This is a genomic window from Nocardia nepalensis (genome assembly GCF_048910785.1).
Taxonomy (GTDB): Bacteria; Actinomycetota; Actinomycetes; order Mycobacteriales; family Mycobacteriaceae; genus Nocardia; species Nocardia nepalensis.
The window spans coordinates 278,107-301,878 of sequence record NZ_JBKBET010000022.1 but is presented as its reverse complement, the minus strand read 5'-3'; the positions used below and the strand labels follow the sequence as shown (position 1 = coordinate 301,878).

Annotated in this window: 19 protein-coding genes and 1 riboswitch; of the genes, 12 read left to right on the top strand and 7 right to left on the bottom strand. The window is 67.5% G+C overall.

Going from position 1 to position 23,772, the window contains the following annotated elements; all coding sequences use genetic code 11:
* Nucleotides 1-39: 39 nt before the first annotated feature.
* Nucleotides 40-819, bottom strand: coding sequence for a DUF3515 domain-containing protein (locus ACHQ4I_RS20155; protein WP_420773382.1), 780 nt, complete (start codon nt 817-819; stop codon nt 40-42).
* A 171-nt stretch (nt 820-990) separates the two neighbouring features.
* Between ACHQ4I_RS20155 and thiL the strand changes: the two genes are divergently transcribed.
* Genes thiL through ACHQ4I_RS20135 form a run of 4 tightly spaced genes read left to right on the top strand, consistent with a single transcriptional unit; the run spans nt 991 to nt 4,026 of the window.
* The gene (gene thiL / locus ACHQ4I_RS20150) at nt 991-2,112 is read left to right on the top strand and encodes a thiamine-phosphate kinase (protein ID WP_420773326.1); all 1,122 of its coding nucleotides are present in this window, start codon (nt 991-993) and stop codon (nt 2,110-2,112) included.
* An 11-nt stretch (nt 2,113-2,123) separates the two neighbouring features.
* The gene (locus ACHQ4I_RS20145; RefSeq protein WP_420773325.1) at nt 2,124-2,807 is read left to right on the top strand and encodes a uracil-DNA glycosylase; all 684 of its coding nucleotides are present in this window, start codon (nt 2,124-2,126) and stop codon (nt 2,805-2,807) included.
* A gap of 39 nt (nt 2,808-2,846) precedes the next feature.
* Complete coding sequence (locus tag ACHQ4I_RS20140) at nt 2,847-3,101, top strand: hypothetical protein (protein WP_420773324.1); 255 nt, start codon at nt 2,847-2,849, stop codon at nt 3,099-3,101.
* A gap of 58 nt (nt 3,102-3,159) precedes the next feature.
* Nucleotides 3,160-4,026: an alpha/beta fold hydrolase gene (locus ACHQ4I_RS20135; RefSeq protein WP_420773323.1), complete on the top strand. Its 867-nt coding sequence runs from the start codon at nt 3,160-3,162 to the stop codon at nt 4,024-4,026.
* A 12-nt stretch (nt 4,027-4,038) separates the two neighbouring features.
* On the opposite strand, the gene ACHQ4I_RS20130 is transcribed toward ACHQ4I_RS20135, so the two are convergent.
* The 3 genes from ACHQ4I_RS20130 to rpmB form a co-directional block, all read right to left on the bottom strand.
* Nucleotides 4,039-4,818, bottom strand: a complete 780-nt coding sequence (locus ACHQ4I_RS20130) for an enoyl-CoA hydratase/isomerase family protein (RefSeq protein WP_420773322.1) — start codon at nt 4,816-4,818, stop codon at nt 4,039-4,041.
* Between the two features lie 14 nt (nt 4,819-4,832).
* The gene (locus ACHQ4I_RS20125; protein WP_420773321.1) at nt 4,833-5,336 is read right to left on the bottom strand and encodes a GNAT family N-acetyltransferase; all 504 of its coding nucleotides are present in this window, start codon (nt 5,334-5,336) and stop codon (nt 4,833-4,835) included.
* 121 nt (nt 5,337-5,457) lie between these two features.
* A complete protein-coding gene (gene rpmB, locus ACHQ4I_RS20120) occupies nt 5,458-5,649 on the bottom strand; it encodes a 50S ribosomal protein L28 (protein ID WP_011210730.1) in 192 nt (63 codons plus the stop codon).
* A 344-nt stretch (nt 5,650-5,993) separates the two neighbouring features.
* Between rpmB and ACHQ4I_RS20115 the strand changes: the two genes are divergently transcribed.
* Complete coding sequence (locus ACHQ4I_RS20115; protein WP_420773320.1) at nt 5,994-8,297, top strand: DAK2 domain-containing protein; 2,304 nt, start codon at nt 5,994-5,996, stop codon at nt 8,295-8,297.
* Between the two features lie 4 nt (nt 8,298-8,301).
* Nucleotides 8,302-10,584 carry an ATP-dependent DNA helicase RecG gene (gene recG, locus ACHQ4I_RS20110; RefSeq protein ID WP_420773319.1) on the top strand — a complete coding sequence of 761 codons (2,283 nt, stop codon included), beginning with the start codon at nt 8,302-8,304 and terminating at the stop codon, nt 10,582-10,584.
* A 16-nt stretch (nt 10,585-10,600) separates the two neighbouring features.
* Here the strand turns inward: recG and ACHQ4I_RS20105 are convergent, their stop codons facing one another.
* Nucleotides 10,601-12,022, bottom strand: a complete 1,422-nt coding sequence (locus tag ACHQ4I_RS20105; protein WP_420773381.1) for a short-chain fatty acyl-CoA regulator family protein — start codon at nt 12,020-12,022, stop codon at nt 10,601-10,603.
* A 157-nt stretch (nt 12,023-12,179) separates the two neighbouring features.
* On the opposite strand from ACHQ4I_RS20105, the gene ACHQ4I_RS20100 reads away from it, so the two are divergent.
* Nucleotides 12,180-13,703, top strand: coding sequence for an MmgE/PrpD family protein (locus tag ACHQ4I_RS20100; RefSeq protein ID WP_420773318.1), 1,524 nt, complete (start codon nt 12,180-12,182; stop codon nt 13,701-13,703).
* 8 nt (nt 13,704-13,711) lie between these two features.
* Here the strand turns inward: ACHQ4I_RS20100 and ACHQ4I_RS20095 are convergent, their stop codons facing one another.
* Complete coding sequence (locus ACHQ4I_RS20095) at nt 13,712-13,888, bottom strand: DUF1737 domain-containing protein (RefSeq protein WP_420773317.1); 177 nt, start codon at nt 13,886-13,888, stop codon at nt 13,712-13,714.
* Nucleotides 13,889-13,914: 26 nt separating this feature from the next.
* Here ACHQ4I_RS20095 and prpB point away from each other — a divergent pair, with 26 nt between their 5' ends.
* The 3 genes from prpB to ACHQ4I_RS20080 all read left to right on the top strand — a co-directional run bounded on the left by prpB (nt 13,915) and on the right by ACHQ4I_RS20080 (nt 16,534).
* Nucleotides 13,915-14,901: a methylisocitrate lyase gene (gene prpB / locus ACHQ4I_RS20090; protein ID WP_420773380.1), complete on the top strand. Its 987-nt coding sequence runs from the start codon at nt 13,915-13,917 to the stop codon at nt 14,899-14,901.
* Between the two features lie 3 nt (nt 14,902-14,904).
* Nucleotides 14,905-16,032, top strand: a complete 1,128-nt coding sequence (locus ACHQ4I_RS20085) for a bifunctional 2-methylcitrate synthase/citrate synthase (RefSeq protein ID WP_420773316.1) — start codon at nt 14,905-14,907, stop codon at nt 16,030-16,032.
* A 115-nt stretch (nt 16,033-16,147) separates the two neighbouring features.
* On the top strand, nt 16,148-16,534 hold the full coding sequence (locus tag ACHQ4I_RS20080; RefSeq protein ID WP_420773315.1) for a nuclear transport factor 2 family protein: 387 nt from the start codon (nt 16,148-16,150) through the stop codon (nt 16,532-16,534).
* A gap of 348 nt (nt 16,535-16,882) precedes the next feature.
* Here ACHQ4I_RS20080 and metE read toward each other — a convergent pair whose 3' ends face one another.
* Nucleotides 16,883-19,144 carry a 5-methyltetrahydropteroyltriglutamate--homocysteine S-methyltransferase gene (metE, locus tag ACHQ4I_RS20075; RefSeq protein WP_420773314.1) on the bottom strand — a complete coding sequence of 754 codons (2,262 nt, stop codon included), beginning with the start codon at nt 19,142-19,144 and terminating at the stop codon, nt 16,883-16,885.
* 147 nt (nt 19,145-19,291) lie between these two features.
* Nucleotides 19,292-19,517, bottom strand: a riboswitch (cobalamin riboswitch).
* A 284-nt stretch (nt 19,518-19,801) separates the two neighbouring features.
* Between metE and ACHQ4I_RS20070 the strand changes: the two genes are divergently transcribed.
* Both ACHQ4I_RS20070 and rsmD read left to right on the top strand, forming a co-directional pair.
* Nucleotides 19,802-23,206, top strand: a complete 3,405-nt coding sequence (locus ACHQ4I_RS20070; RefSeq protein ID WP_420773313.1) for a pyruvate carboxylase — start codon at nt 19,802-19,804, stop codon at nt 23,204-23,206.
* Nucleotides 23,203-23,763: a 16S rRNA (guanine(966)-N(2))-methyltransferase RsmD gene (rsmD, locus tag ACHQ4I_RS20065; protein WP_420773312.1), complete on the top strand. Its 561-nt coding sequence runs from the start codon at nt 23,203-23,205 to the stop codon at nt 23,761-23,763. The genes ACHQ4I_RS20070 and rsmD overlap by 4 nt, the downstream gene beginning before the upstream one ends.
* Nucleotides 23,764-23,772: the final 9 nt, after the last annotated feature.

Genomic DNA, 23,772 nt, shown 5'->3' with positions numbered 1-23,772 from the left:
GTCCGACCGGCCTTTCGGCCCGTGTCGGCATTGCGGCGATCAGTTCGGAAGCGGGCCGGGATCGATCGGCTGTGCGGGCAGATTCGCGGTGATGGTGTCCGAAACTCCTTGCAGCGGAGTCGGTCCGGAGCCGTCGGGGACGGTCAGCGCGATATAGGTTGCGCGGTCGACGGCGAACCAGGTGCTCGCCTTGGCGGCCGCATCGCGCACCTCGAACCACTGCACGCCATTGACGATCTGCAGCGCGGACGCGCGATTGAACTCCAGTGGGCGCTCCAGACCGCAGCGCAGCACGATGGGGTCGCCGCCGTCCGTGCGCTGCCAGGCGCGCGTCGCGGGCGGGGCGGGTTCCACGAGGGTGGATTTGGTGTAGTCGCCGAGGTCGACCGGCAGTGCGGGCAGTAGGGCCGTGCAGGCGGGTCCGGCCGCTGCGGGCGCGGGGACGGGGCCGAGCACCAGGGGTTCGCGTTCGGTCGGTGCGCGGCGGGCCAGCACCGCGGCGACCAGGACGGCGACGACCAGGACTACCGGGAGGGCGACTGCGGTGGCGATCAGGGCGGGCGGGTAGCCGCGGGTCTCCGGCTCCCCGGTATCGGCGCTGTCGGGCGTGGCGGACTCGGCATCGGCCGGACCTTCGGCGTCATCGTCTTGCGAGCCCTGCGACGCGGAACTGTCGCTCGATGCGGTGGGCGAAGTTTCGGGCGCGGCGCTGTCGGTCGCGGATTCGGCTGCGTCTTTCGACAGCTCGGCGTCCTTCGACTCTTCGGCCTTCGGCGAATCGCCCTTCGACGAATCGCGCTCCGACGACTCCGCCGCCATGCTCACCGGTCCTTCCTGTTCGCGCTGGTTGGCCCGGTCATCTTCGGGATGGATGCCGCGCACCGGCCTGGTAGTACTCGATTGCCCTGGAAAGGGTACCCTCGGTGCCATTTCAGCCAGCATGAAGTCGGGAAGGGACCGGTCATCAGCGACAGCACACGACCGCGAACAGTGCGTGAGCTGGGGGAGTTCGCACTGATCGAGCGGATCAACGCAGGTCGGGTCCAAGCGCCCGGCGTACTGCTCGGTCCGGGCGACGATGCCGCCATGGTCGCGGCGCCGGACGGGCGATTCGTGGTGACCACCGACATGCTCGTTCAGGATCGCCATTTCCGGCTCGATTGGTCGAGTCCGCGCGATATCGGACGCAAGGCGATCGCGCAGAACGCGGCGGATGTGGTCGCGATGGGTGCGGTGCCGACCGCGTTCGTGGTGGCGCTGGGCTGCCCGGCCGATACGCCGGTCGAGGTCATCGACGGACTCACCGATGGTATGTGGGCCGAGGCGGGCCGCGCCGGTGGTTCGATCGCGGGCGGCGATGTGGTGCGCAGCCCGCAGCTGGTCATCTCGGTCACCGCCTTCGGCGATCTGGACGGCCGCGCGCCGATCACCAGAGCCGCTGCGCGCGTGGGGGATACGGTCGCGGTGGCGGGTCGGCTCGGCTGGTCCGCCGCCGGGTTGGCGGTCCTGACTGCCGGCGGCGATCCGGCCGACGAGTTCTTCGCCGAAGCGCTTGCGGCCCATCGGGTCCCGCAGCCGCCCTACGCGGCGGTGCTGGCCGCGATCGCCGATGCCGCTGCCGGAGTGGACGATTCGGATGCGGTACCGGAAGAAGGCGTGCTCGGGTCGCGGCACATCGCGGCGTCGGAGCCGTCGAGCGCGGCGGCGTTCGGGTCGCAGGGCATCATCGGGTCGCCCGCCGCGCGCTCCGTGGCCGCGATACCCAATGCGCTCACCGATGTTTCGGACGGATTGCTCGCGGATCTGGGGCATATCGCCGAGGCGTCCCGGGTCGCGATCGATGTCCATTCGACCGCATTTCGCGATCCGGCGCTGCAGTCGATCGCGCGGCGTCTGGATGCCGATGCGGCGCAATGGATTCTGACCGGCGGCGAGGATCACGCCTTCGCCGGGACCTGGCCCGCGGACCGGGAATTGCCGCCGGGCTGGACGCCGATCGGACGTGTGCTGGCAGGTCAGGGCGTCACCGTCGACGGTGTGCGGCGGCCGGGCAATGGGGGCTGGGAATCATTCAGCGGGGTGGACTCGGCATCCGAGCCCGAGCCACGATAGGTTGTGCGGTCATGGGCGCGAAACCACTGACGGAAATCATGGATCCGGGTTGGGCGAAGGCTCTCGAACCGGTTGCGGAGCAGATCTCGGCCATGGGCGAATTCCTGCGCGCGGAGAACGCCGCGGGCCGCGGATATCTACCGGCCGGTGAGAATGTGCTGCGCGCCTTCCAGCGTCCGTTCGACGCGGTGCGCGTGCTGATCGTCGGCCAGGATCCGTATCCGACACAGGGCCATCCGATGGGGCTGAGTTTCTCTGTCGCCCCGGATGTTTCGCCGGTGCCGCGCAGCCTCGCCAATATCTTCGCCGAATACAGCAAGGACCTCGGCTACAGCACACCGTCCAATGGCGATCTGAGCCCGTGGTCGGATCAGGGTGTGCTGCTGCTGAACCGAGTGCTCACGGTCTCGCCCGGACAGCCCGCCTCCCATCGCGGCAAGGGCTGGGAAGCGGTGACCGACCAGGCGATTCGCGCCCTGGTGGCCAGGGATGAGCCGCTGGTCGCGATCCTGTGGGGCCGCGACGCGCAGACACTGAAGCCGCAGCTGGCCGAGGCCGAGGTGCCCTATATCGAATCCGTGCATCCGTCACCATTGTCGGCTTCACGCGGGTTTTTCGGTTCGCGCCCCTTCTCGCGAGTGAATGAACTACTCGACGAACTGGGTGCCGAACCTGTTGACTGGCGCCTGCCCTGATCTCGGGCGCTTAGGTAAAAAGAAGAGGAGCACAATTCAATGCACACCAAGACCGTCCGCGGCGCCACTGTCGCGCTGGCGTTCTGCGCAGCCATGGCCGGAGGCGCCGCCGCCGCGAGTGCGGCCCCATTGCCGCTGGAGCCCGCTGCGGATACCACCTCGACCAGCAACGCCGCCCCGGTCGGCGAGGAATTCACCTCGAACGGCTCCTCCACCATCTCCTCTTCGGTGAACGCGAAGGTCGCCTGCCTGTTGCAGAACACCATCAGCGCGCAGGGCAAGTGGGACTGCTGACGTCCCATTGACCGGGGGCCAACAATAGGCTCCGGAATTGCTGTGCGATCCTCGGATCGTGAGTAATGCGAACTACCTGCTCGATCCGACTCGGCTGCATTTGCGTGGCTCCGATGGGATCGAGCTGGCGGCCGACCAGTTCGGCCCGGCGGACGGCCCGCTCGTGCTGTTCCTCCACGGTGGCGGACAAACCCGGCATTCGTGGAAGCAGACGGGGGCGAAGCTGGCCGCCGCCGGGATGCGGGTCGTCACGCTGGACGCCCGCGGCCACGGCGACAGTCAGTGGGCGCCGGACGCGAATTACCGGCGCGGCACGATGGTCGCGGATCTCGTCAACGTGCTCGAGCAGTTGGCCGCGCCAGCGGTCGTGGTCGGGGCGAGCATGGGCGGGATCACCGGCCTGCTCACCACCGCGGTGCCGGGCGGCGAGGCGATCAGTGCGCTGGTGCTCGTCGATATCGTCACCCGTCCCGAACCGACCGGTGTCGCGCGGGTGATCGACTTCCTCGGCAAGCATCGCGACGGATTCGACAGTCTCGAGCAGGCCGCCGACGCGGTCGCCGAATATATGCCGCACCGCCCGCGGCCCAAGAACACCGATGGCCTGCAGCGGAATCTGCGCCATCGCGACGGCCGCTGGTATTGGCACTGGGATCCGGACATGCTGAACGACCGCGTGGAGGATGCGAGCGAGATGAGCCAGCAAATGGAGGTCGCCGCGCGTGCACTGACCATGCCGGTGCTGTTGGTGCGCGGTATGCAGTCGGATGTGGTGACTCCCGAAGGGGCCGCGGCATTTCAGGAGATGGTGCCGCATGCGCAGTTGGTCGAGATCGGTGGTGCGGCGCATACCGCGGCCGGTGACGACAATGACGCCTTCACCGACGCGGTCGCCAAATTCGTGCTGGAGACTCGGCGGGCCTGAATCCGCTTGCGGCTAAACGTACTTCGGCTTGCGCTTCGCGACGAATGCGTTGACGCCCTCGATGCCCGCCGGGCTGTTGGCCGCGGCGGCGATCGCGTCGCGTTCATAGTCGAGCTGTTCGCTCAGCGTCGCCGAATTCGATCGCGCCAGTAAGGATTTGATGCTCGCGTAGGTGGATCGTGGTCCGGTGGTGAAGGTTCGGGCCAGGTTCAGTGCCTCGTCGCGCACCTGCTCGTCGTCGACCAGGCGGCTGAGGATGCCGAGCCGCACGGCCTCCTCGGCGGTGAGAATCGCGTCGGTGAGCAGGATTTCGCGTGCCCGTCCGGCTCCTACGATGCGCGGCAGCGTCCACGACATCCCGCCGTCCGGGCTCAGACCGATGCCCGGATAGGCCGGACGCAATTTGGTGCTCGGCCCGCCGATGGCGATATCGGCGGCACACACCAGGCTCATCCCGGCCCCCGCCGCCCACCCCTGCACTCCGGCCACCACCGGCACCGTCGTCTCGTCGAGCGCCCGTACGAAGTCGTGCAGCACCGTCGCCAGCCCATGAATATGCCCCGCCCGGTCCTCCGCCTCGGCAAACCCCCGCACATTCCCACCCGCACAGAAGTTCGCCCCACTCCCCGTCAAAACCACGGCCCCCACCTCACGCCCAACCGCCCGCAACGCCTCCGTCCCCGCGGTAATCCCCGCGAAGTCCATAGAGGTGCCGTTCGCTGCCGTAGCAATAGTGATCCGCAGAACGCCGTCCACAATGGTGACGTACTCGGTTTGCGCGGTGGAGGTCATGCCGAGCACCCTATCTAGCCGTCGACGCCGCGCACCATGCGGACTTCGATGGAGGGGGTGAAGGCTTCGATTCGGGTGGTGCCGTCCAGTTCGAAGCCGTGTTTGCGGTAGAAGGCTTGGGCGCGTGGGTTTTTCTCGAAGACCCAGAGGGAGCAGGGGGTTTCGGGGGGTAGGGCGGCGCGGATGAGGTCGTGGGCCACGCCGGTGCCGTACCAGGCGGCGAGGACGTACAGAGCATTGAGTTCGATAGGGGTTACCGGGGATTCGTCGCGGGAGGCGCCAGCGTTGACGAAGCCGATGACGTCATCGTCGATGAGGGCGACGTGGGTGTTGCCGGGGTAGCGGACGCGGTTGCGTTCCCATTGCTCCGCGCGGCGGTCGACGTCGAAGGCGTCCAGTACGTGGTCGGGGACCAGCAGGCCACGGTAGGCCTCACGCCAGCAGGCGATGTGGCATTCGGCGAGGCTGTGGACGTGTTCGGCGGCGAGTGGGGCGATGCGCCAGACGGGCTGGGTCATGATGACCATCGTTGTCGAAGGATGTCGTCGATGACCAGGGTCCGGAGATGACTACGCCCCGGGCACCAAACGGTGTCCGGGGCGCGTATGTCGGTCTCTTGTGGATCGGCCTCGCGGCAGATCAGCCGCGAACGACCTTGCCCGCCTTCAGGCAGGAGGTGCACACGTTCATGCGGCGGGTGTTGCCCGGGGCGACCTGGGCACGCACGGTCTGGATGTTCGGGTTCCAACGACGGTTGGTACGCCGGTGCGAGTGCGAGACCGACTTCCCGAAGCCGGGGCCCTTGGCGCAGACGTCGCAGACGGCAGCCATAGTCGCGAACTCCTTCATGTCATGTGGGGACCGCTGCACGTCGGCAGCATGTCCGGAAACGATGTCTTAATGCCCTGCCGACTGATGTCGGCCAGCGCAAACCGACCTCGGCCGCGCTAGGCAACCCTGCAAGGGTAGCTGGCGGGGCCAGGATCCACCAAACCGGGTCATGGAGCGACGACCCCGTTGGCACTACCGATCCTAGTGGATCGGTGTCGCCGATCGACTGTCGGTATCGCCAGCTAACCTGGCGAACGGTGGCAGGCCCTTTCGAGCGACCTGCAAGCAGTCGCTAGCGGTGTGGACGATCGCGGAGAGAGGTGGCGGTGCCCGGAGTGCGGGACATGATGAGCGATGGCCGCGGTGACGCAGAACTTCCCTCCCTTGCCGGGGCGAACGCTCTGAACGGCGCGGCGCTGATGCGCTGGGGCCGGGTCTGCCTCGAGGGTCTCGAGCAGCGGCGCGAAGAGATCAACGCGCTCAATGTCTTCCCCATCGCCGATGCCGACACCGGCACGAACATGCTGGCGACCATGCGGGCCGCGATGCAGGCCGCCGAGGCCGCGGTGGTCTCGGCGCGCGGGTCCGGCAAGCCGGAGAGGCCGGTGGCAGCCGATGATGTCCGGGCGGCGTCGACGCCGGAGTCCGCGACGGTGGACGGCTCGGTTGTCGCACACGACGTCGACCAATTGGCCATGCCTGTCGAGTTCGGGACCTCGCTGTCGACCCATGAGGTCGTCGCGGCAATGGCGCGCGGCGCGACCCTCGGTGCGCGCGGCAATTCCGGAATCATCCTGTCGCAGGTGCTGCGGGGGATCGCCGAGGCGGTGCGTGGCGAGCCGTTGACGGCGCGCACGCTCCGCGAAGCGCTGGCTACCGCCTCCGCGCTGGTGCGGGAATCATTGAGCGTGCCGGTCGAGGGGACGATTCTCACCGTGCTGGATCGGGCGTCGGAATGTGCCGCGGACTGTCCGGAATCGACATTGGCCGAGGTCGCGGTGGCGGCGGCCGACGGTGCCGCCAAGGCGCTCGGTGACACTCCCGCCCAGCTCGGGGTGCTGCGCGAGGCCGGGGTGGTCGATGCGGGTGCGCGCGGGCTCGTGGTGCTGCTCGACAGTCTGGTCGCGGTCACCCTGGGCGAGGCGCCCTCCCGGCCGCAGTATGTGCGCGGCGAATTCACCTCCGTTGCCGCCCCGGCTCGAGACGATGTGAACTCACTCGCCGCCGCCGCCGCCGCGGCGTGCGACGACTCCGCGCTGCGGGGTAGTGCCGCACGGCGGGACGGCGTGCAATCGCAGGACGGTGCTGAGGTCGACAACGGTGCGGAACCGCACTTCGAGGTGATGTACCTCCTCTCCGACACCGACGACCAGCGAATCGCCCGCCTCCGTGATCGCCTCGCCGAACTCGGCGACTCCGTCGTGGTCGTCGGCGACGGCGCGGGCTCCTGGTCCGCGCACGTGCACTGCGCTGACGCCGGAGCCGCCGTCGAAGCGGGTATCGCCACCGGCACCCTGAGTGCCATTCGCATCGAAAGCTTCGCCATCACCGCCGGCCCCGACCGCGCGGCCACCGCTCGTCGTGCCGACTTCACCGGGTATTTCGACATCACGCCGCAGGTCTCTGCTGGACCTGATGCGGACGGTCGTACCGACTCCGCCGCGAGAATCCACATCGGCGGGCACGCTTACGCCGCCTCGCGTGCCGACTTCACTGACCGTGCCGGCACCGCTGACCGCTCAGATCCTGCTGATCGCGCCGGGACCGCTGATCGCGCCGGGACCGCTGACCGCGCCGCCACCGCTGACCGCGCGGGCACCGCTTCGAACGCTGCCGTGCATGCCGCCGCTGACCGCGCTGGTACTGGCGACCGCTTGGGCACCGCTTCGATCACTGCCGCACATGCCACCGCTAACCGCGCCAGCACCGCCGACCGCGCGGGCACCACCTCAACCGCTGCCGCACATACCGCCGCGGAGCACGGCGGCCCCGCCGACCGCGGCGTCCTCGCGGTGGTGGCGGGCGACGGAGCGGCGGCACTCTTCGAGGCCGGAGGAGCGGTTGTGCTCGGTGGTGACGGCACGGTCACCAGCGCCGCACTGCTGGCCGCGATCCGGCAGCTGCCGAATCGGGAGGTGCTGGTCCTGCCGAATGGCGCATTGCCCGCGCACGAACTGGTCGCCGTCGGTGTCGCGGCTCGCGACGCATACCGCGACGTACTACTGCTGCCGAGCGGATCCATGGTGCAAGGCTTGGCCGCGCTCGCCGTGCACGATTGCGGGCGGATCGCGGTGGACGACGCCTTCGCGATGTCGGAGGCGGCGGCCGCGACCCGGTGGGGAGCGCTGCGCGCCGCCACCGAGCGTGCGCTGACGATGGTGGGTACCTGCGAGGCGGGCGACGGACTCGGCCTGTTCGGCCACGATGTGGTGGTGATCGACCGGGATGTGCCGACCGCTGGCCGGACCCTGCTCGACCGCATGCTCGCCTTCGGCGGCGAGCTGGTCACCTTGCTCATGGGTGCGGACGCCCCCGCCGAACTCGCGGACGAACTCGCCGCGCACATCGCCAACGGTTTCCCCGGCGTCGAGGTGAGCGTGTATTCCGGTGGGCAGCAGGCGGATCTGGTGCAGATAGGGGTGGAATAGGGATATGGCGACACTGAGTGATCGGCTGGACCACCTGCTCGGCGTGAAGGCGGCCGAGCCGCTGGCCGACGCCTTCGACATGCAGACCGTCGAGGATCTGTTGCGGCACTACCCATTACGCTATGCCACCCAGGGCCAGCCGCTCACCCAGGAGCAGCCGGAAGAGGGCGCGCACATCACCGTCATCGGCCGGGTGACCAAAACCGAGCTGCGGCCGATGAAGAACCGTAGGGGCCGACTGCTCAAGGTCGCCCTCGACACCGGTTCGGTCGCCCCGATCGACATCACGTTCTTCAATGGGGACAAGGTGAGTTACCTTGTCCGCGAAGGCGTTCGGGCGATGATGTCGGGCACGGTGCACTGGTGGCGACCGGACCGCTGGAACCTCTCGCATCCCGATTACCTGATCCTGCCGGACAAGGAAGACGCCTCGATCGAGAACCTCACCTCGGTGCGCGGCGGCGGTGCCTTGCGCGGACTCGCCCAGAGCGCGAAAGGTAAAGGGGGAGTGGATGTCTCGTTCTTCGAACGGGAATTCATTCCGGTGTATCCGGCGACCGCGAAGGTGCAGAGCTGGGATCTGCTGGCCTGTGTCCGGCAGGTGCTCGACCAGCTCGACCCGATCGAGGATCCGCTGCCGAGCGAGCTGCGCGAGGATCGCGGGCTGGTGCAGGTCTACGACGCACTGCGCCTGATCCACCTGCCCGAGCGCAAGTCCGATATCGAACAGGCCAGGGAGCGTTTGCGTTTCGACGAGGCGCTGGCCCTGCAGCTGGTGCTGGCCGAGCGGCGACACGATGCGGAGGCCAGGACGGCTCGGCCGTGTCCGCCGCGATCCGGCGGTATCGCGGCGGCTTTCGACACTCGACTGCCTTTCGAACTCACCGAGGGCCAGCAGCAGGTGATCTCGGAGATCTCCGACGATCTCTCGCGCAGCCATCCGATGCACCGGCTGCTGCAGGGTGAGGTGGGTTCGGGCAAGACGATCGTCGCGTTGCACGCGATGCTGCAGGTGGTCGACGCCGGACAGCAATGCGCACTGCTCGCGCCGACGGAAGTCCTTGCCGCCCAGCACTATCGGTCGCTGCGCGCGATGCTCGGCGATCTCGGCACCGCCGGTGAACTCGGCGCCGCCGACCAGGCGACCAAGGTGGTGCTGGTGACCGGCTCGATGTCGGCCTCGGCGAAGAAGGCCGCGCTGCTGGACGCGGTCACCGGCGAGGCGGGCATCGTGATCGGCACGCATGCGCTGATCCAGGACGCGGTGGAGTTCTTCGATCTGGGCATGGTGGTCGTCGACGAACAGCACCGGTTCGGTGTCGAGCAGCGGGATGCGTTGCGCGCCAAGGCGCAAGCCGGCGCAAGCCCGCATCTGCTCGTCATGACCGCGACCCCGATACCCCGCACCATCGCCATGACCACCCTCGGTGACCTGGAGACCTCCACCCTCACCCAGCTGCCCCGCGGCCGCTCGCCGATCGTGTCGAAGGTGGTTCCGCGCAAACAGCATCCGAACTGGGTCGACCGTGCCTGGGAGCGCATCCTGGAGGAGGTCGCGGCCGGACGGCAGGCCTATGTGGTGTGCTCGCGCATCGGCGACGACGAGGAGAACGGCAAGAGCCGCAACGGTAAGAAGCCCGGCAAGTCGAAGGACGGCGAGGAGAAGGAAGGCCCGACCACGGCCGCGGCGGTCGAGGTCTTCGACATGCTGCGCACCGGTCCGCTCGCGAATGTTCGGGTCGGTCTACTGCACGGCAGGCTGCCGACCGATGAAAAAGACCAGGTGATGCGGGCATTCAACGATGGCGACATCGATGTGCTGGTCTGCACCACCGTCGTCGAGGTCGGCGTCGATGTCCCGAACGCGACCGTAATGGTCATCGTGGACGCGGACCGCTTCGGCGTCAGCCAGCTGCATCAGCTGCGCGGACGCATCGGCCGCGGCGAACATCCCGGCTTGTGCCTGCTCATCACCGACGCCGGTCCCACCGGCACCGCCATGGCCCGGCTCGACGCGGTCGCCGCCACCACCGACGGCTTCGAACTCGCGGTACTCGACCTGCGCCAACGCCGTGAAGGCGATGTTCTCGGCGCCGCCCAATCCGGCACCGCCCGCTCGCTGCGCCTGCTCTCCCTACTCGACGACCTCGAAGTCATCACCGCCGCACAGGAACTCGCCCGCGAGGTAGTCCAAGCCGATCCGGGGCTGCACAAGCATCCGGGTTTGGCGAGCATGATGCACGCCGCCGTCGACTCCGAACGCATCGAATATCTGGCCAAGTCCTGATCCGGAGTTCGTCGCCTCACCGTCCGATCCGTGGATAGGGCAGATCCGTACTGATGTGTTCGGTGACCGCGAGGGGACTGCCGATCTGCGGGAAGGCGCGCTGCGGGCAGCCGGGGCGCTCGCAGACCTTGCAGCCCGCGCCGATCGGCACCGCGGCGGCCGGAGTGTCCAGTTGCAGGCCGGTGGAATACACCAGGCGGTCGGCGTATTCGATATCGCAGCCCAGGCCGATCGCGAAATCCTTTGTCGCCGTGCCGAATCGGTGCGGCGCGGCCAGTGCGGTGCGGGCGATCCACAGGTAGCGGCGGCCGTCGGGCATCGCGGCGATCTGGGTCAGGATGCGGCCCGGATTGGCGAAGGCCTCGTGCACCACCCAGAGCGGGCAGCTGCCGCCGACCCGGGAGAAGTGGAATGCGGTGGCGGACTGGCGTTTCGAGATATTGCCCGCGCGGTCGGTGCGGACGAGGAAGAACGGAACGCCGCGCTGCCCCTGCCGCTGCAAGGTGCTCAACCGGTGGCAGATGGTCTCGAAGCCGACCTCGAAACGCATACTGAGCAGATCGATGTCGTAGCGCAGCTCCTCGGCGGACCGCAGAAAGCGGCCGTAGGGCAGCACCAGCGCGCCCGCGAAATAGTTGGCCAGCCCGATGCGCGCCAATGTCCGGGATTCGCCGATGAGCGACGGTGTTTCGGCCAGTACGGCATCCAAGTCCTTGCCGTACAGCAGAAACCCGAGTGTGGTGGCGATTTGGAAGGCGCGCTGCCCGGGACGCAGCCGTCGCGCCAGGGTCAGCGTGCGGCTGTCCGCATCGTAATGCCGTTTCGGGATGGACGGATCCGCGCCGTCGCCGCGCACCAGCACCGTCACCCCGGCGCGCTCCTCGGCCACCCTGGCGAGTTGCCGATCGAGCGAGCCGATGCTCAGGCCGCTCTCCTCGAAGAGCTGCTCGGCCGCGTGATCGAGTTGGGCGATGTGATTGTGATGGTCGTAGAAGAAGTCCCGGACATCCTCGTACGGCATCGGCACACCGGGACCGCCCGTCGGCGCGGCCACCCGGGCGGAGAGCAGATCGAGTTGATCGGTCGTGGCGCGTAGTCGCCGATGCATCGCGACAACGATCCTGGCGACCTCCGGTAGTCGCGTCGCCAGTTCCTCCACCTCGGTCAGCGGCGCGCTGTCGCCGCCCGCCGCGTCCACCAGCACCTCGTGCAGATCCGATACCAAGCGGGCATCGGAGTCGGCGGCGAAAAATTGCACGTCGAGGTCGAAGGTGGAGTTGAGCTTCAGCAACACCGGGATGGTGAGCGGTCGCTGGTCGCGCTCGAGCTGGTTGAGGTAGCTGGGCGATAGATCGAGCGATTTCGCCAGCGCCGCCTGGGTCATCCGCCGTTCCTCGCGCAACCGTCTCAGTCGGGCGCCCGCGTACATCTTGCGCACCGCAAGATGGTAGCCCTCGGAATTCGCAATCATCGCAAAATCCGTGATTCTCGCCCGCAGAAATCTGCTGTTGCAAGGGATTTTGCCGTAGATCAATCCTGCGTAGCGTGCGAAGCAGGGCAGCCGGCAGCTGGCCCCGCCTGGAACCGGAGGATGGATGAAGACCCACATAGTACGCGCCCACGGCGCCGCCGAGGCCTTTCCGCGTTCGGAACATCTGGCCACCAAGATTGCTGAGGTCGCCGCCGATCCGGTCGAGGTGACCGACGAGGTGACCGAGATGATCGTGAACCGGATGATCGACAACGCGGCCGTCGCGGCGGCCGCGCTGGCCCGCGGCCCGGTGACGAGCGCGCGGGCGCAGGCACTCGCGCAGCCGTATGCGCCACGACCGGGTCGGGCCGGGGCGACCGTTTTCGGTCTAGCCGCGTCGGACCGGGTATCGCCGGAGTGGGCGGCCTGGGCCAACGGAGTCGCGGTGCGCGAACTCGACTTCCACGACACCTTCCTGGCGGCCGAGTACTCGCATCCGGGCGATAACATTCCGCCGATCCTCGCCGTCGCCCAGCACACCGGGCGCAGCGGCGCCGCGCTGATCCGCGGCCTGGCCACCGGTTACGAGATCCAGATCGACCTGGTGCGCGGAATCTGTTTGCACGAGCACAAGATCGATCACGTCGCGCACCTCGGTCCGTCCGCCGTTGCGGGCATCGGGACACTGCTCGGGCTCGACACCGAGACGATCTATCAGGCGATCGGGCAGGCGCTGCACACCACCACCGCGACCCGGCAATCCCGCAAGGGCGAAATCTCTAGCTGGAAGGCCTATGCGCCCGCGTTCGCCGGCAAGATGGCGGTGGAGGCGGTGGACCGCGCCATGCGCGGCGAGGGTGCGCCCGCGCCGATCTGGGAGGGCGCGGATGGCGTGATCGCCTGGCTGCTCGGCGGCCCGAATGCCGAATACCGAGTGCCGCTGCCGAGTCCGGGCGAGGCGAAGCGGGCGATCCTGGACAGCTACACCAAGGAGCATTCGGCCGAATATCAGAGTCAGGCGCCCATCGATCTCGCGCGCCGGATGCGCTCGCGCATCGGCGATCTCGATCAGATCGCCACGATCGTATTGCACACCAGTCATCACACCCATGTGGTGATCGGCACGGGATCCGGTGATCCGCAGAAGTTCGATCCGCAGGCGAGTCGGGAGACCCTCGACCATTCCGTGCCCTATATCTTCGCGGTCGCGCTGCAGGATGGCGGCTGGCATCACGAGCGGTCGTATGCGCCCGAGCGCGCCCGTCGGGCCGATACCGTCGCACTGTGGCGCAAGATCTCGACCGTCGAGGATCCGGAATGGACGCGCCGCTATCACGCCGCCGATCCGAATGAGAAGGCGTTCGGGGCACGGGCCGTCGTGACCCTGAAAAGTGGCGAGACGATCGTCGACGAACTCGCGGTCGCCGACGCGCATCCGCTGGGCGCGCGGCCGTTCGCCCGCGAGCAGTACCTCGCGAAGTTCCGAACGCTCGCCGAAGGCGTCATTGATCCGGCGGAGCAGGACCGCTTCCTCGACGCGGTCCAACGCACGCCCGCATTGGCCGCCGGTGCGCTGGATCAGCTGACGTTCACCGTGTCGCCCGAGGTCCTCGGGCGGTCGCCGGAAGTGCGGGAGGGGATCTTCTGATGTTCGGTTTACTCCTCGCCCCAGACCACCGCCTGTGCGGCGATCACATCGGTGCCGTTGAAGGTGACGGCGGGCGATCCGTGCAGCCGGTAGCCCTGATCGAGCAGGCCGCTGATCCGCTCACAGAAGGTGGCGTCGTCGACGCCGGTGATCAGCCGGTAACGCAGTGGACGATCTTCGGTCATGGGCCAAGCCTAGGGCGGTGGTCACGGTGACGGGACTGCTGGCCGCGGCGACCAGCGCGGCGGATAAACGTGCGGCGCTGCGTGCCGGATTGGCGTCGGGGCGGATTCAGCGCTGGCCGGGCGCGTTCAATCCGCTGGTGGCCAAGCTCGTTCAGGAACTCGGCTTCGAAGGCGTCTATGTGTCCGGCGCGGTGGTTTCGGCCGAACTCGCACTGCCGGATATCGGGCTGACCACACTCACCGAGGTGACCGCACGCGGGCAGCAGATCGCGCGGGTAACCGATCTGCCGGTGCTGATCGATGCCGATACCGGTTTCGGCGAGCCGATGAATGCGGCGCGCACGGTGAGCTTGCTCGAGGATGCCGGGTTGGCGGGCTGCCATATCGAGGACCAGGTGAATCCCAAGCGCTGCGGACATCTCGACGGCAAGGCGGTGGTTCCGGTTGTCGAGATGATCCGGCGGCTGCGTGCCGCGGTCTCGGCCCGACGAGATCCGAATTTCGTCGTATGCGCGCGTACCGATGCGCGGGGAACCGAGGGGCTGGACGCGGCGATCGACCGGGCCAAGGCGTACGCCGACGCGGGGGCGGATCTCATCTTCACCGAGGCGCTGGCCGATGCCGCCGAATTCGCGAAGTTCCGTGCTGCGGTGGATATTCCGTTGCTCGCGAATATGACCGAGTTCGGCAAGTCGGAGCTCCTGTCCGCGCGGGCGCTGGCCGATCTCGGCTACAACGCCGTCATCTATCCGGTGACCACGCTGCGCTTGGCGATGTACGCGGTCGAGCGCGGACTTCGTGAAATCGCGGCCACCGGAACGCAATCCGGCCTGGTCGGGCAGATGCAGCACCGGGCGCGGCTTTACGAATTGCTCGATTACCAGCAGTACAACGACTTCGATTCCGGAATCTTCGATTTCACAGTCAGTGAGCGGAGCGAGCGAACCATGAGCACAGCGCGCTTCGCGCACGACGGAGCCGAGCGCCAGCGCGGCGCAGGAGTGAGCGAGTAAGCGATGACCGAGATCAAGAAGGGCTTGGCCGGGGTGGTGGTCGATACCACCAGCATCTCCAAGGTTGTGCCCGAGACCAATTCACTGACCTATCGCGGCTATGCGGTACAGGATCTGGCGCGGCACTGCGGGTTCGAGGAGGTCGCGTATCTGCTGTGGTACGGCGAATTGCCCGATGCCGCCCAGCTCGAACTGCTGTGCCAGCGTGAACGTGCGCAGCGGCGCATCGATCGGTCGATTCTGTCGCTGGTCGAGAAGATGCCGGAGAACTGTCATCCGATGGATGTGGTGCGCACGGTCGTCAGCTATCTAGGTGCGGAGGACGCGGATCTCGATGCCGCGCAAGGGGATCGGGCGTTATTGGCGAGGTCGCTGCGACTGACCGCGGTGCTGCCCACGGTGATCGCCGCGGATATGCGCCGTCGTCGCGGGCTGGAACCGATTGCGCCGCACTCACATCTGGGTTTCGCCGAGAACTTCCTGAACATGTGCTTCGGAAAGGTTCCCGATCCGCGTATCGTGCGCGCCTTCGAGATCTCGCTGATTCTGTACGCGGAGCACAGTTTCAACGCGTCGACGTTCGCGGCGCGGGTGGTGACCTCCACCCGGTCGGATATGTACAGCGCGATCACCGCCGCGATCGGCGCGCTCAAGGGTCCGCTGCACGGTGGTGCCAATGAGGCCGTCATGCACACCATGCTGGAGATAGGCGAGCCGGAATTGGCCGCGGAGTGGTTGCGCGCCAAACTATCCGGCAAACAGAAGGTGATGGGGTTCGGGCATCGGGTGTACAACAACGGCGACTCCCGGGTGCCGACGATGCGCGAAGCCCTGAGGCAAGTCGCCGAGGTGACCGGCGGTCAGCACTGGCTGCGCATGTATACCGCACTGGAGCAGGCCATGGCCGACGCCACCGGCATCAAGCCCAACCTCGACTTTCCCGCAGGTCCCGCCTACTACCTGATGGGTTTCGACATCGAAATGTTCACCCCGATCTTCGTGATGAGTCGCATCACCGGGTGGACCGCGCACATCATCGAGCAGTCCGGCGACAATGCGCTCATCCGTCCGCTTTCGGAGTACGTCGGGGTGCCGCCGCGAGAATTGCTGGTGTCGGGCTCGGCCCGTTGACTCCCGGATGATCTCGTCGAAGCACTCCTCAACCAAGCGATTGTTTGGTGTAATCGGTGAGATCGAATCGACCGATGTGCCCCGGCGCATCGGCGCAAGGAAGCGAGCGAACCGAATGCCGAGCCCCGACGATATCGTCACCGCCATGTGCCGCAGCTGGGCCGATCCCGACCCGGACCAGATCAGCGCCTTCTTCGCCGAAGACGCCGTCTACCACAACATTCCGATGGAGCCCATCCACGGCCGCGCCGCCATCCGCGACTTCATCGCCGGTTTCCTCAGTACCTTCGAATCGATCGATTTCGACATCCACCACCAGGTCGTCACCGGCAATATCGTCATGAACGAGCGCACTGACACCCTGCGCGGCCTGGGCAAAGACACCCCGCTCCCGGTAATGGGCGTCTTCGAGGTCGCCGACGGCGCCATCACCGCCTGGCGCGACTATTTCGACATGGCCGCCATAAACCGCGCATTCGGCGCCGACCCCTCATCCGAATAACCCCGGGAAAGATCCCTGGGTAATCGGGGAACCGTATCGGTCGCCCGTGCGTCGAATAGGTCATCGGGGGTGATATCTGATGGCGACGTATGAGGAGGGGTTACGCATGGATCGTTGCTCGGGATGTCAGACCGGTTGGCGGCGCGGAGTGGGTGCTCGGTCGCGGATCCGGCCGATGGTGCGCAATGGCGAGGTCTGTGAGCGGTATACGCCTCGGCGTCGGTTGCGGCCCTTTCCCGGGGCCGAATCGCATTGATGCGCAGTTCGTTTCGTTGATGACGCGGTGTGGTCGAAGTCGACCACACCGCGTCGTCGAGGGGTTTTGTCAGCGGAGGAACGGCAGAAGGCTCAGCGCACGGCGGCCGCGGCAGCGACGAGATTGCGCAACGACGCCTCGACCTCGACCGGCCCGCGCGTCTTCAATCCGCAGTCCGGATTGACCCAGAGCCGTTCGGCGGGAACGGCTTTCAACGCGGCACGCAGTGCGGCGGTGATCTCCTCCACGCTCGGCACCCGAGGCGAGTGAATGTCGTAAACCCCGGGCCCGACCCCGAGATCGAAGCCACGGGCATTGAGGTCGTCCAGCACTTCCATATGCGACCGCGCCGCCTCGATCGAGGTCACATCGGCATCCAGCCCGGCGATCGCGTCGATGACCTCACCGAACTCCGAATAGCAGAGGTGGGTGTGGATCTGGGTGGCATCCGACACCCCCGAGGTCGCCAGCCGGAACGCCCCGACCGACCACTCCAGGTACGCGCCCTGGTCGGCCGCTCGCAGCGGCAGCAGTTCCCGCAGCGCTGGTTCGTCGACCTGGATGATCCGAATGCCCGCGGCCTGCAGATCGACCGTCTCGTCCCGGATCGCCAGCGCCACTTGACGTGCCGAATCCGCCAACGGCTGATCGTCGCGCACGAACGACCAGGCCAGAATCGTCACTGGACCGGTGAGCATGCCCTTGACCGGCTTATCGGTCAGCGATTGCGCATAGCTGATCCAGTCGACGGTCATCGGCGCCGGTCGGGCCACATCGCCGAACAGGATCGGCGGCCGCACGCAGCGGGTGCCGTAGGACTGCACCCAGCCCGCCTCGGTAACGGCGAATCCATCGAGCTGTTCGGCGAAGTACTGCACCATGTCATTGCGCTCCGGCTCGCCGTGCACCAGCACGTCGAGACCCAGTTTCTCCTGCAGCGCAATGACATCCGCGATCTCGGACCGCATCCGGCGCACATATTCGCACCTGTCGATCTCGCCCTTGCGCAGTGCCGCCCGTGCCAGCCGGATCGTCGGCGTCTGCGGATACGAACCTATCGTCGTGGTCGGCAATGACGGCAGCCGCAACCGTTCGGCCTGCAGCACCCGCCGACGCTCCGCAGGCGCCCGCCGGATGGCATCCGGACCGAGTGCCGCCAACCGCGCACGCACCTGCGGATTGTCCAGCCGGGGATCGGTGCGCCTGGCGGCCAGGGCCGAGCGGACCGTTGCCAATTCGGCGGTAATCGCCTGGGGCCCCGCGTTCAGTCCGGTTGCGAGCAACCGCACCTCGGCGACCTTCTCCGCACCGAATGCCAGCCACGAACGCAACTGCTCATCGAGGCCGGTTTCGGGAGCGAGGGCGTAGGGCACGTGCAGCAGCGAGCAGGAACTCGACACCGCAACGGATTTCGCGTAACCGCGCAGGGCGTCGAGTGTCGCCAAGGCTCGATCCAGATCGGCGCGCCAAACATTTCGCCCGTCGACCACGCCCGCGACCAGCAGTTTATTCGCCGACGCCGGCGTGTCGGCCAGATCGGCGAGATCGGCGGCGGTGAAATCCAGTGCGATGCCTTCGATTTCGGTCTCGGCCAGTGCGGTCATGGCGGGGCCCGGCCTGCCGAAGTAGGTGGCAACCAGCAGCGCCGGCCGATCCGTCGCGGCCGACAGCTCGGCGTAGGTGCGCCGCACCAGGTCGATCTCGTCGGCGGTCAGATCGGTGACCACGACCGGCTCGTCGAACTGCACCCATTCCGCACCCGCCACGGCCAGCAATCGCAACAGCTCACGGTAGAGCGGTACCAACTCGTCCAGGCGATCCAGCGCGGCACCGCCGGTCGCCTTCGCCAGTTTCAGAAAGGTGATCGGACCGACCACCACCGGCCGCGCGGGCACCCCGAGGGCGAGCGCCTCCCGCAACTCATCGAGCACCTTCGATGGATCAAGCGAGAACGACGTCTCCGGGCCGATTTCGGGCACCAGATAGTGGTAGTTGGTATCGAACCACTTGGTCATCTCCAGCGGTTCGACCGTATCGGTGCCGCGGGCCGCCGCGAAGTAGCGATCCAGCGGATCGGCGATATCGGCCACCCGGGGCGGCAGCGCGCCGAGCAGGACGGCGGTATCGAGCATCTGGTCGTAGTAGGAGAAGGTGCCGACCGGGATCGAATCCATTCCGGCCGAATGCAATTCGGTCAGCTGGTTGCGGCGCAAATCGCGGGCGATCGCGTGCAGTCGCTCGGCGTCGATGCGCCCGGCCCAGTAGGACTCGGTGGCGCGCTTGAGCTCACGGTGCGGCCCCACCCGCGGGAGACCGAGAACCGTAGCGGTGAACGGGCTATGTGTAACAGTCACGAATTTCTCCAGTGCTGAGATCGAAGACCATCGCCCTACGAGCTAGCGGAGACCGAGTGACGTGCCGGAAAATCCAAACGAGAGAGCCCGACAGGTCGCACTGGTGGTCCGCGCGCCCAATCCACGAGGCGGTGGCCGCCGGATACGGCGTATCCGACACGGCTGGCAGGTCTTCGGACTTGCGGGCACGGGCCTTCTGGCCGACCCCGTACGGGGCTCACCTACTGGCCGTCGCTTCCCGGGTGCTTGCCCAGTGCTGGTGACGGCGGTCGTTCCTGCATACCGCTGCGGGACAGTCCCGGATTCTCACCGGGTTCCCTCTCATCCGCGCACCGGATCTCCGGTACGCGAACTCGACTCCGTTAACGCGACGTCGGGGCTCCATCTCGTCTGCGCACGGCGAACCAGCTGCAAATCCAAGCATAGGCGGGTGCGCAAACGGGTTTCCACAGTGTCGGTGTGCCGTGTGTTTGCGAAGGCCTCCGTTTTGTCGTTGAGCCAACGGTGACACCCTTCCGCACCGGTCACGGCGACGGTCGGTGAAATGTGTCCGCAGGATGAACACAACTTCGCAACCCTGCTAGGACTCGTTGTGAAGATTCCTGCGAATGGGACTTCGCTGTCAGGGCGCGATTCCGGGCCGGGTACCTTAGTTCAATGTTCTCGAAAGTCTTGGTTGCCAATCGTGGTGAGATCGCTATTCGCGCTTTCCGCGCGGCCTACGAACTCGGCATCGGGACGGTCGCCGTCTTCCCGTACGAGGATCGCAACTCGGTCCACCGGTTGAAGGCCGCGGAGTCCTACCAGATCGGTGAACAGGGGCACCCGGTCCGGGCGTACCTGTCGATCGAGGCGATCATCGCGGCGGCCAAGTCCGCGGGTGCCGACGCCATCTACCCCGGCTACGGCTTCCTGTCCGAGAACCCGGACCTCGCGGCGGCCTGCGCACGCGAGGGCATCACCTTCATCGGCCCGTCGGCCGCGGTGCTCGAGCTCGCGGGTAATAAGGCCCGCGCGATCGAGGCGGCCAAGGCGGCCGGGCTGCCGGTACTGCGTTCGAGCGCGCCCTCGGCGGATGTCGAGGAATTGCTCGCCGCCGCGCAGGAGCTGGACTACCCGATCTTCGTCAAGGCCGTCGCGGGCGGCGGTGGGCGCGGTATGCGGCGGGTCGCCGATCCGGCCCAACTGCGCGAATCGATCGAGGCCGCGTCCCGCGAGGCGGAGTCGGCGTTCGGCGATCCGACGGTCTTCCTGGAACAGGCCGTGGTGAACCCGCGCCATATCGAGGTGCAGATCCTGGCCGACCAGCACGGCAATGTCATGCACCTGTTCGAGCGCGACTGTTCGGTGCAGCGCCGCCACCAGAAGGTGATCGAGCTCGCGCCCGCGCCGAATCTGGATCCCGCACTGCGTGAACGGATCTGCGACGACGCCGTCGCCTTCGCCCGCCAGATCGGCTACAGCTGCGCCGGTACCGTCGAATTCCTGCTCGACGAGCGCGGCAACCACGTCTTCATCGAGATGAACCCGCGCATCCAGGTCGAGCACACGGTGACCGAGGAGATCACCGATGTCGACCTGGTGCAGTCCCAGCTGCGCATCGCGGCGGGGGAAACCCTGGAAGACCTCGGCCTGAGCCAGGAGAAGGTCGCCATTCGCGGTGCGGCCCTGCAGTGCCGGATCACCACCGAGGATCCGGCCAACGGCTTCCGCCCCGACACCGGCCGGATCACCGCCTACCGCACCCCCGGCGGCGCGGGCATCCGGCTCGACGGCGGCGCCAACCTGGGCGCGGAGATCGGCGCCTACTTCGACTCGATGCTGGTGAAGCTCACCTGCCGCGGCCGCGATCTGCCCGCCGCGGTGGCCCGCGCCAGCCGCGCGCTCGCGGAGTTCCGCATCCGCGGCGTCACCACGAATATTCCGTTCCTGCTCGCGGTGCTCGACGATCCGGACTTCAAGGCGGGCCGGGTCACCACTTCGTTCATCGACGAGCGCCCGCAGCTGCTGACCCTGCGCGGTTCGGCCGACCGCGGCACCAAGATCCTGAACTATCTGGCCGATATCACCGTGAACAAGCCGCACGGTGAGCGGCCGACCACGGTGTACCCGCACGACAAGTTGCCCGCCATCGACCTGAGCGTGCCCCCGCCGGACGGTTCCCGTCAGCGGCTGCTTCGCCTCGGCCCGGAGGGTTTCGCGCAGGCGCTGCGTGAACAGAAGGCCGTCGGCGTCACCGACACCACCTTCCGCGACGCGCACCAGTCGCTGCTGGCCACCCGAGTACGCACCAACGGTCTGCTGGGCGTCGCCGGACATGTCGCGCGCCTGACACCGGAACTGCTCTCCATCGAGGCGTGGGGTGGCGCGACTTACGATGTGGCGCTGCGCTTCCTATTCGAGGATCCGTGGGAGCGGCTGGCCGCGCTGCGCGAGGCGGTCCCGAATATCTGCCTGCAGATGCTGCTGCGCGGACGCAACACCGTCGGCTACACGCCGTATCCGGAGAAGGTGACGCGCGCGTTCGTGCAGGAGGCAACCGACACCGGTATCGACATCTTCCGCATCTTCGACGCGCTCAACAATGTCGACCAGATGCGTCCGGCCATCGATGCGGTGCGCGAAACCGGTACGGCCATCGCGGAAGTCGCGATGAGCTACACCGGCGACCTGTCCAACCCGGACGAAAACCTCTACACCCTCGACTACTACCTCAAGCTCGCCGAGCAGATCGTCGACGCGGGCGCGCACGTGCTGGCCATCAAGGATATGGCGGGCCTGCTGCGCGCCCCCGCCGCCGCGACCCTGGTCACCGCGCTGCGCAGCAACTTCGACCTGCCGGTGCACGTGCACACCCACGACACCCCGGGCGGTCAGCTCGCCACCTATCTGGCGGCTTGGCAGGCGGGTGCCGACGCGGTCGACGGTGCGAGCGCGGCGATGGCCGGAACCACCAGTCAGCCAGCGCTTTCCGCGATCGTCGCGGCCGCGGCGCACAGCGAATTCGATACCGGCCTCAACCTGCAGAACGTCTGCGATCTGGAGCCGTACTGGGAGGCGCTGCGAAAGGTGTACGCGCCCTTCGAATCCGGGCTGCCCGCGCCGACCGGACGGGTGTACACCCACGAAATCCCGGGTGGTCAGCTGTCGAACCTGCGTCAGCAGGCCATCGCACTCGGCCTCGGTGACCGTTTCGAAGAGGTCGAGGCGAAATACGCTGCGGCGGACCGACTTCTGGGCCGTCTGGTGAAGGTGACGCCGTCCTCGAAGGTGGTCGGCGACCTCGCGCTCGCACTGGTCGGCACCGGTGTCGATATCGAGAGCTTCGCCGCTGATCCGGGCCGCTACGACATTCCGGATTCGGTGATCGGCTTCCTGCGCGGCGAGCTCGGCAATCCGGCCGGTGGCTGGCCGGAACCGTTCCGCAGTCGGGCACTGGCCGGGCGCGGTCCGGCCAAGCCGGAGACGCCGCTGACCGCCGAGGACGAGGCCGGACTCGCCGGCTCCTCTGAACTGCGCCGCGCCACGCTCAACCGGCTGCTCTTCCCCGGCCCCACCGCCGAATTCCTCGCGCACCGGGAGAAGTACGGCGACACCATGGGCCTGTCGGCCAACCAGTTCTTCTACGGCCTGCGCCGCGGCGAGGAACACCGCGTGCAACTGGAGAAGGGCGTCACCCTGCTCATCGGACTCGAGGCCATCTCCGAACCCGATGAGCGCGGTATGCGCACGGTCATGTGCATCATGAACGGCCAGCTGCGCCCGGTCGCGGTGCGCGACCGCTCCATCGCCAGCGAAATCCCGGTCGCGGAGAAGGCCGATAAGACCAACCCGGGCCATATCGCCGCCCCGTTCGCGGGCGTGGTGACACTCGCTGTGTCCGAAGGCGATTCGATCGCGGCGGGCGATATCGTCGGCACCATCGAGGCGATGAAGATGGAGGCCGCGATCACCGCACCGCGCGCCGGCATCGTCGGCCGGGTCGCGATCGGCAAGGTGCAGCAGGTCGAGGGCGGTGACCTGCTGGTGGAACTGGCAGTTCGGGAGTCCGCCGCCGAATGACCCGGATCGTCGCGGGCACCGCGGGCGGGCGGCGACTACGCGTCCCGCCCGCCGGTACCCGGCCCACCTCCGATCGGGTGCGCGAGGCGCTGTTCAGCGCACTCGACGCCCGGATCGATTTCGACGGCGTACGCGTCCTGGACCTCTACGCCGGATCCGGCGCACTGGGCCTGGAGGCCCTCTCGCGCGGCGCCACCCACGCACTGCTCATCGAATCCGATCGCAAGGCCGCCGCCATCGTGCGCGGCAATATCGCCGATCTCGGGCTGCCGGGCGCCGAACTCCGTATCGGATCGGTCGCCAGTGTTCTGGCGGGCGGCGGTGCGGGCGAGTACGACGTGGTCTTCTCCGATCCGCCCTACGACGTCGACACCGCGGCGGTCACCGCCGACCTGCGCGCGCTCGCCGAACGCGGCTGGCTGGCGCCCGACGCGCTCGTCGTCGTGGAGCGCTCCATCCGCTCACCCGAGATCGTCTGGCCCGCAGGCTATATCCCGGCCAAGGCCCGCAAATACGGCGAAACCCGCATCGAACTAGCCGAATTCGCCCCCGAGTAGCTCCGCCGT

What these genes read in the sequence shown, in the direction of transcription:
- ACHQ4I_RS20140 (WP_420773324.1), top strand. Translation starts at nt 2,847, where the DNA reads ATGCACACCAAGACCGTCCGCGGCGCCACTGTCGCGCTGGCGTTCTGC.
- ACHQ4I_RS20145 (WP_420773325.1), top strand. Translation starts at nt 2,124, where the DNA reads ATGGGCGCGAAACCACTGACGGAAATCATGGATCCGGGTTGGGCGAAG.
- rpmB (WP_011210730.1), bottom strand. Translation starts at nt 5,649, where the DNA reads ATGGCTGCCGTCTGCGACGTCTGCGCCAAGGGCCCCGGCTTCGGGAAG.
- rsmD (WP_420773312.1), top strand. Translation starts at nt 23,203, where the DNA reads ATGACCCGGATCGTCGCGGGCACCGCGGGCGGGCGGCGACTACGCGTC.
- ACHQ4I_RS20080 (WP_420773315.1), top strand. Translation starts at nt 16,148, where the DNA reads ATGCCGAGCCCCGACGATATCGTCACCGCCATGTGCCGCAGCTGGGCC.
- ACHQ4I_RS20125 (WP_420773321.1), bottom strand. Translation starts at nt 5,336, where the DNA reads ATGACCCAGCCCGTCTGGCGCATCGCCCCACTCGCCGCCGAACACGTC.
- ACHQ4I_RS20085 (WP_420773316.1), top strand. Translation starts at nt 14,905, where the DNA reads ATGACCGAGATCAAGAAGGGCTTGGCCGGGGTGGTGGTCGATACCACC.
- recG (WP_420773319.1), top strand. Translation starts at nt 8,302, where the DNA reads ATGGCGACACTGAGTGATCGGCTGGACCACCTGCTCGGCGTGAAGGCG.
- ACHQ4I_RS20115 (WP_420773320.1), top strand. Translation starts at nt 5,994, where the DNA reads ATGATGAGCGATGGCCGCGGTGACGCAGAACTTCCCTCCCTTGCCGGG.
- ACHQ4I_RS20095 (WP_420773317.1), bottom strand. Translation starts at nt 13,888, where the DNA reads ATGACCGAAGATCGTCCACTGCGTTACCGGCTGATCACCGGCGTCGAC.
- ACHQ4I_RS20100 (WP_420773318.1), top strand. Translation starts at nt 12,180, where the DNA reads ATGAAGACCCACATAGTACGCGCCCACGGCGCCGCCGAGGCCTTTCCG.
- ACHQ4I_RS20070 (WP_420773313.1), top strand. Translation starts at nt 19,802, where the DNA reads ATGTTCTCGAAAGTCTTGGTTGCCAATCGTGGTGAGATCGCTATTCGC.
- ACHQ4I_RS20130 (WP_420773322.1), bottom strand. Translation starts at nt 4,818, where the DNA reads ATGACCTCCACCGCGCAAACCGAGTACGTCACCATTGTGGACGGCGTT.
- ACHQ4I_RS20155 (WP_420773382.1), bottom strand. Translation starts at nt 819, where the DNA reads ATGGCGGCGGAGTCGTCGGAGCGCGATTCGTCGAAGGGCGATTCGCCG.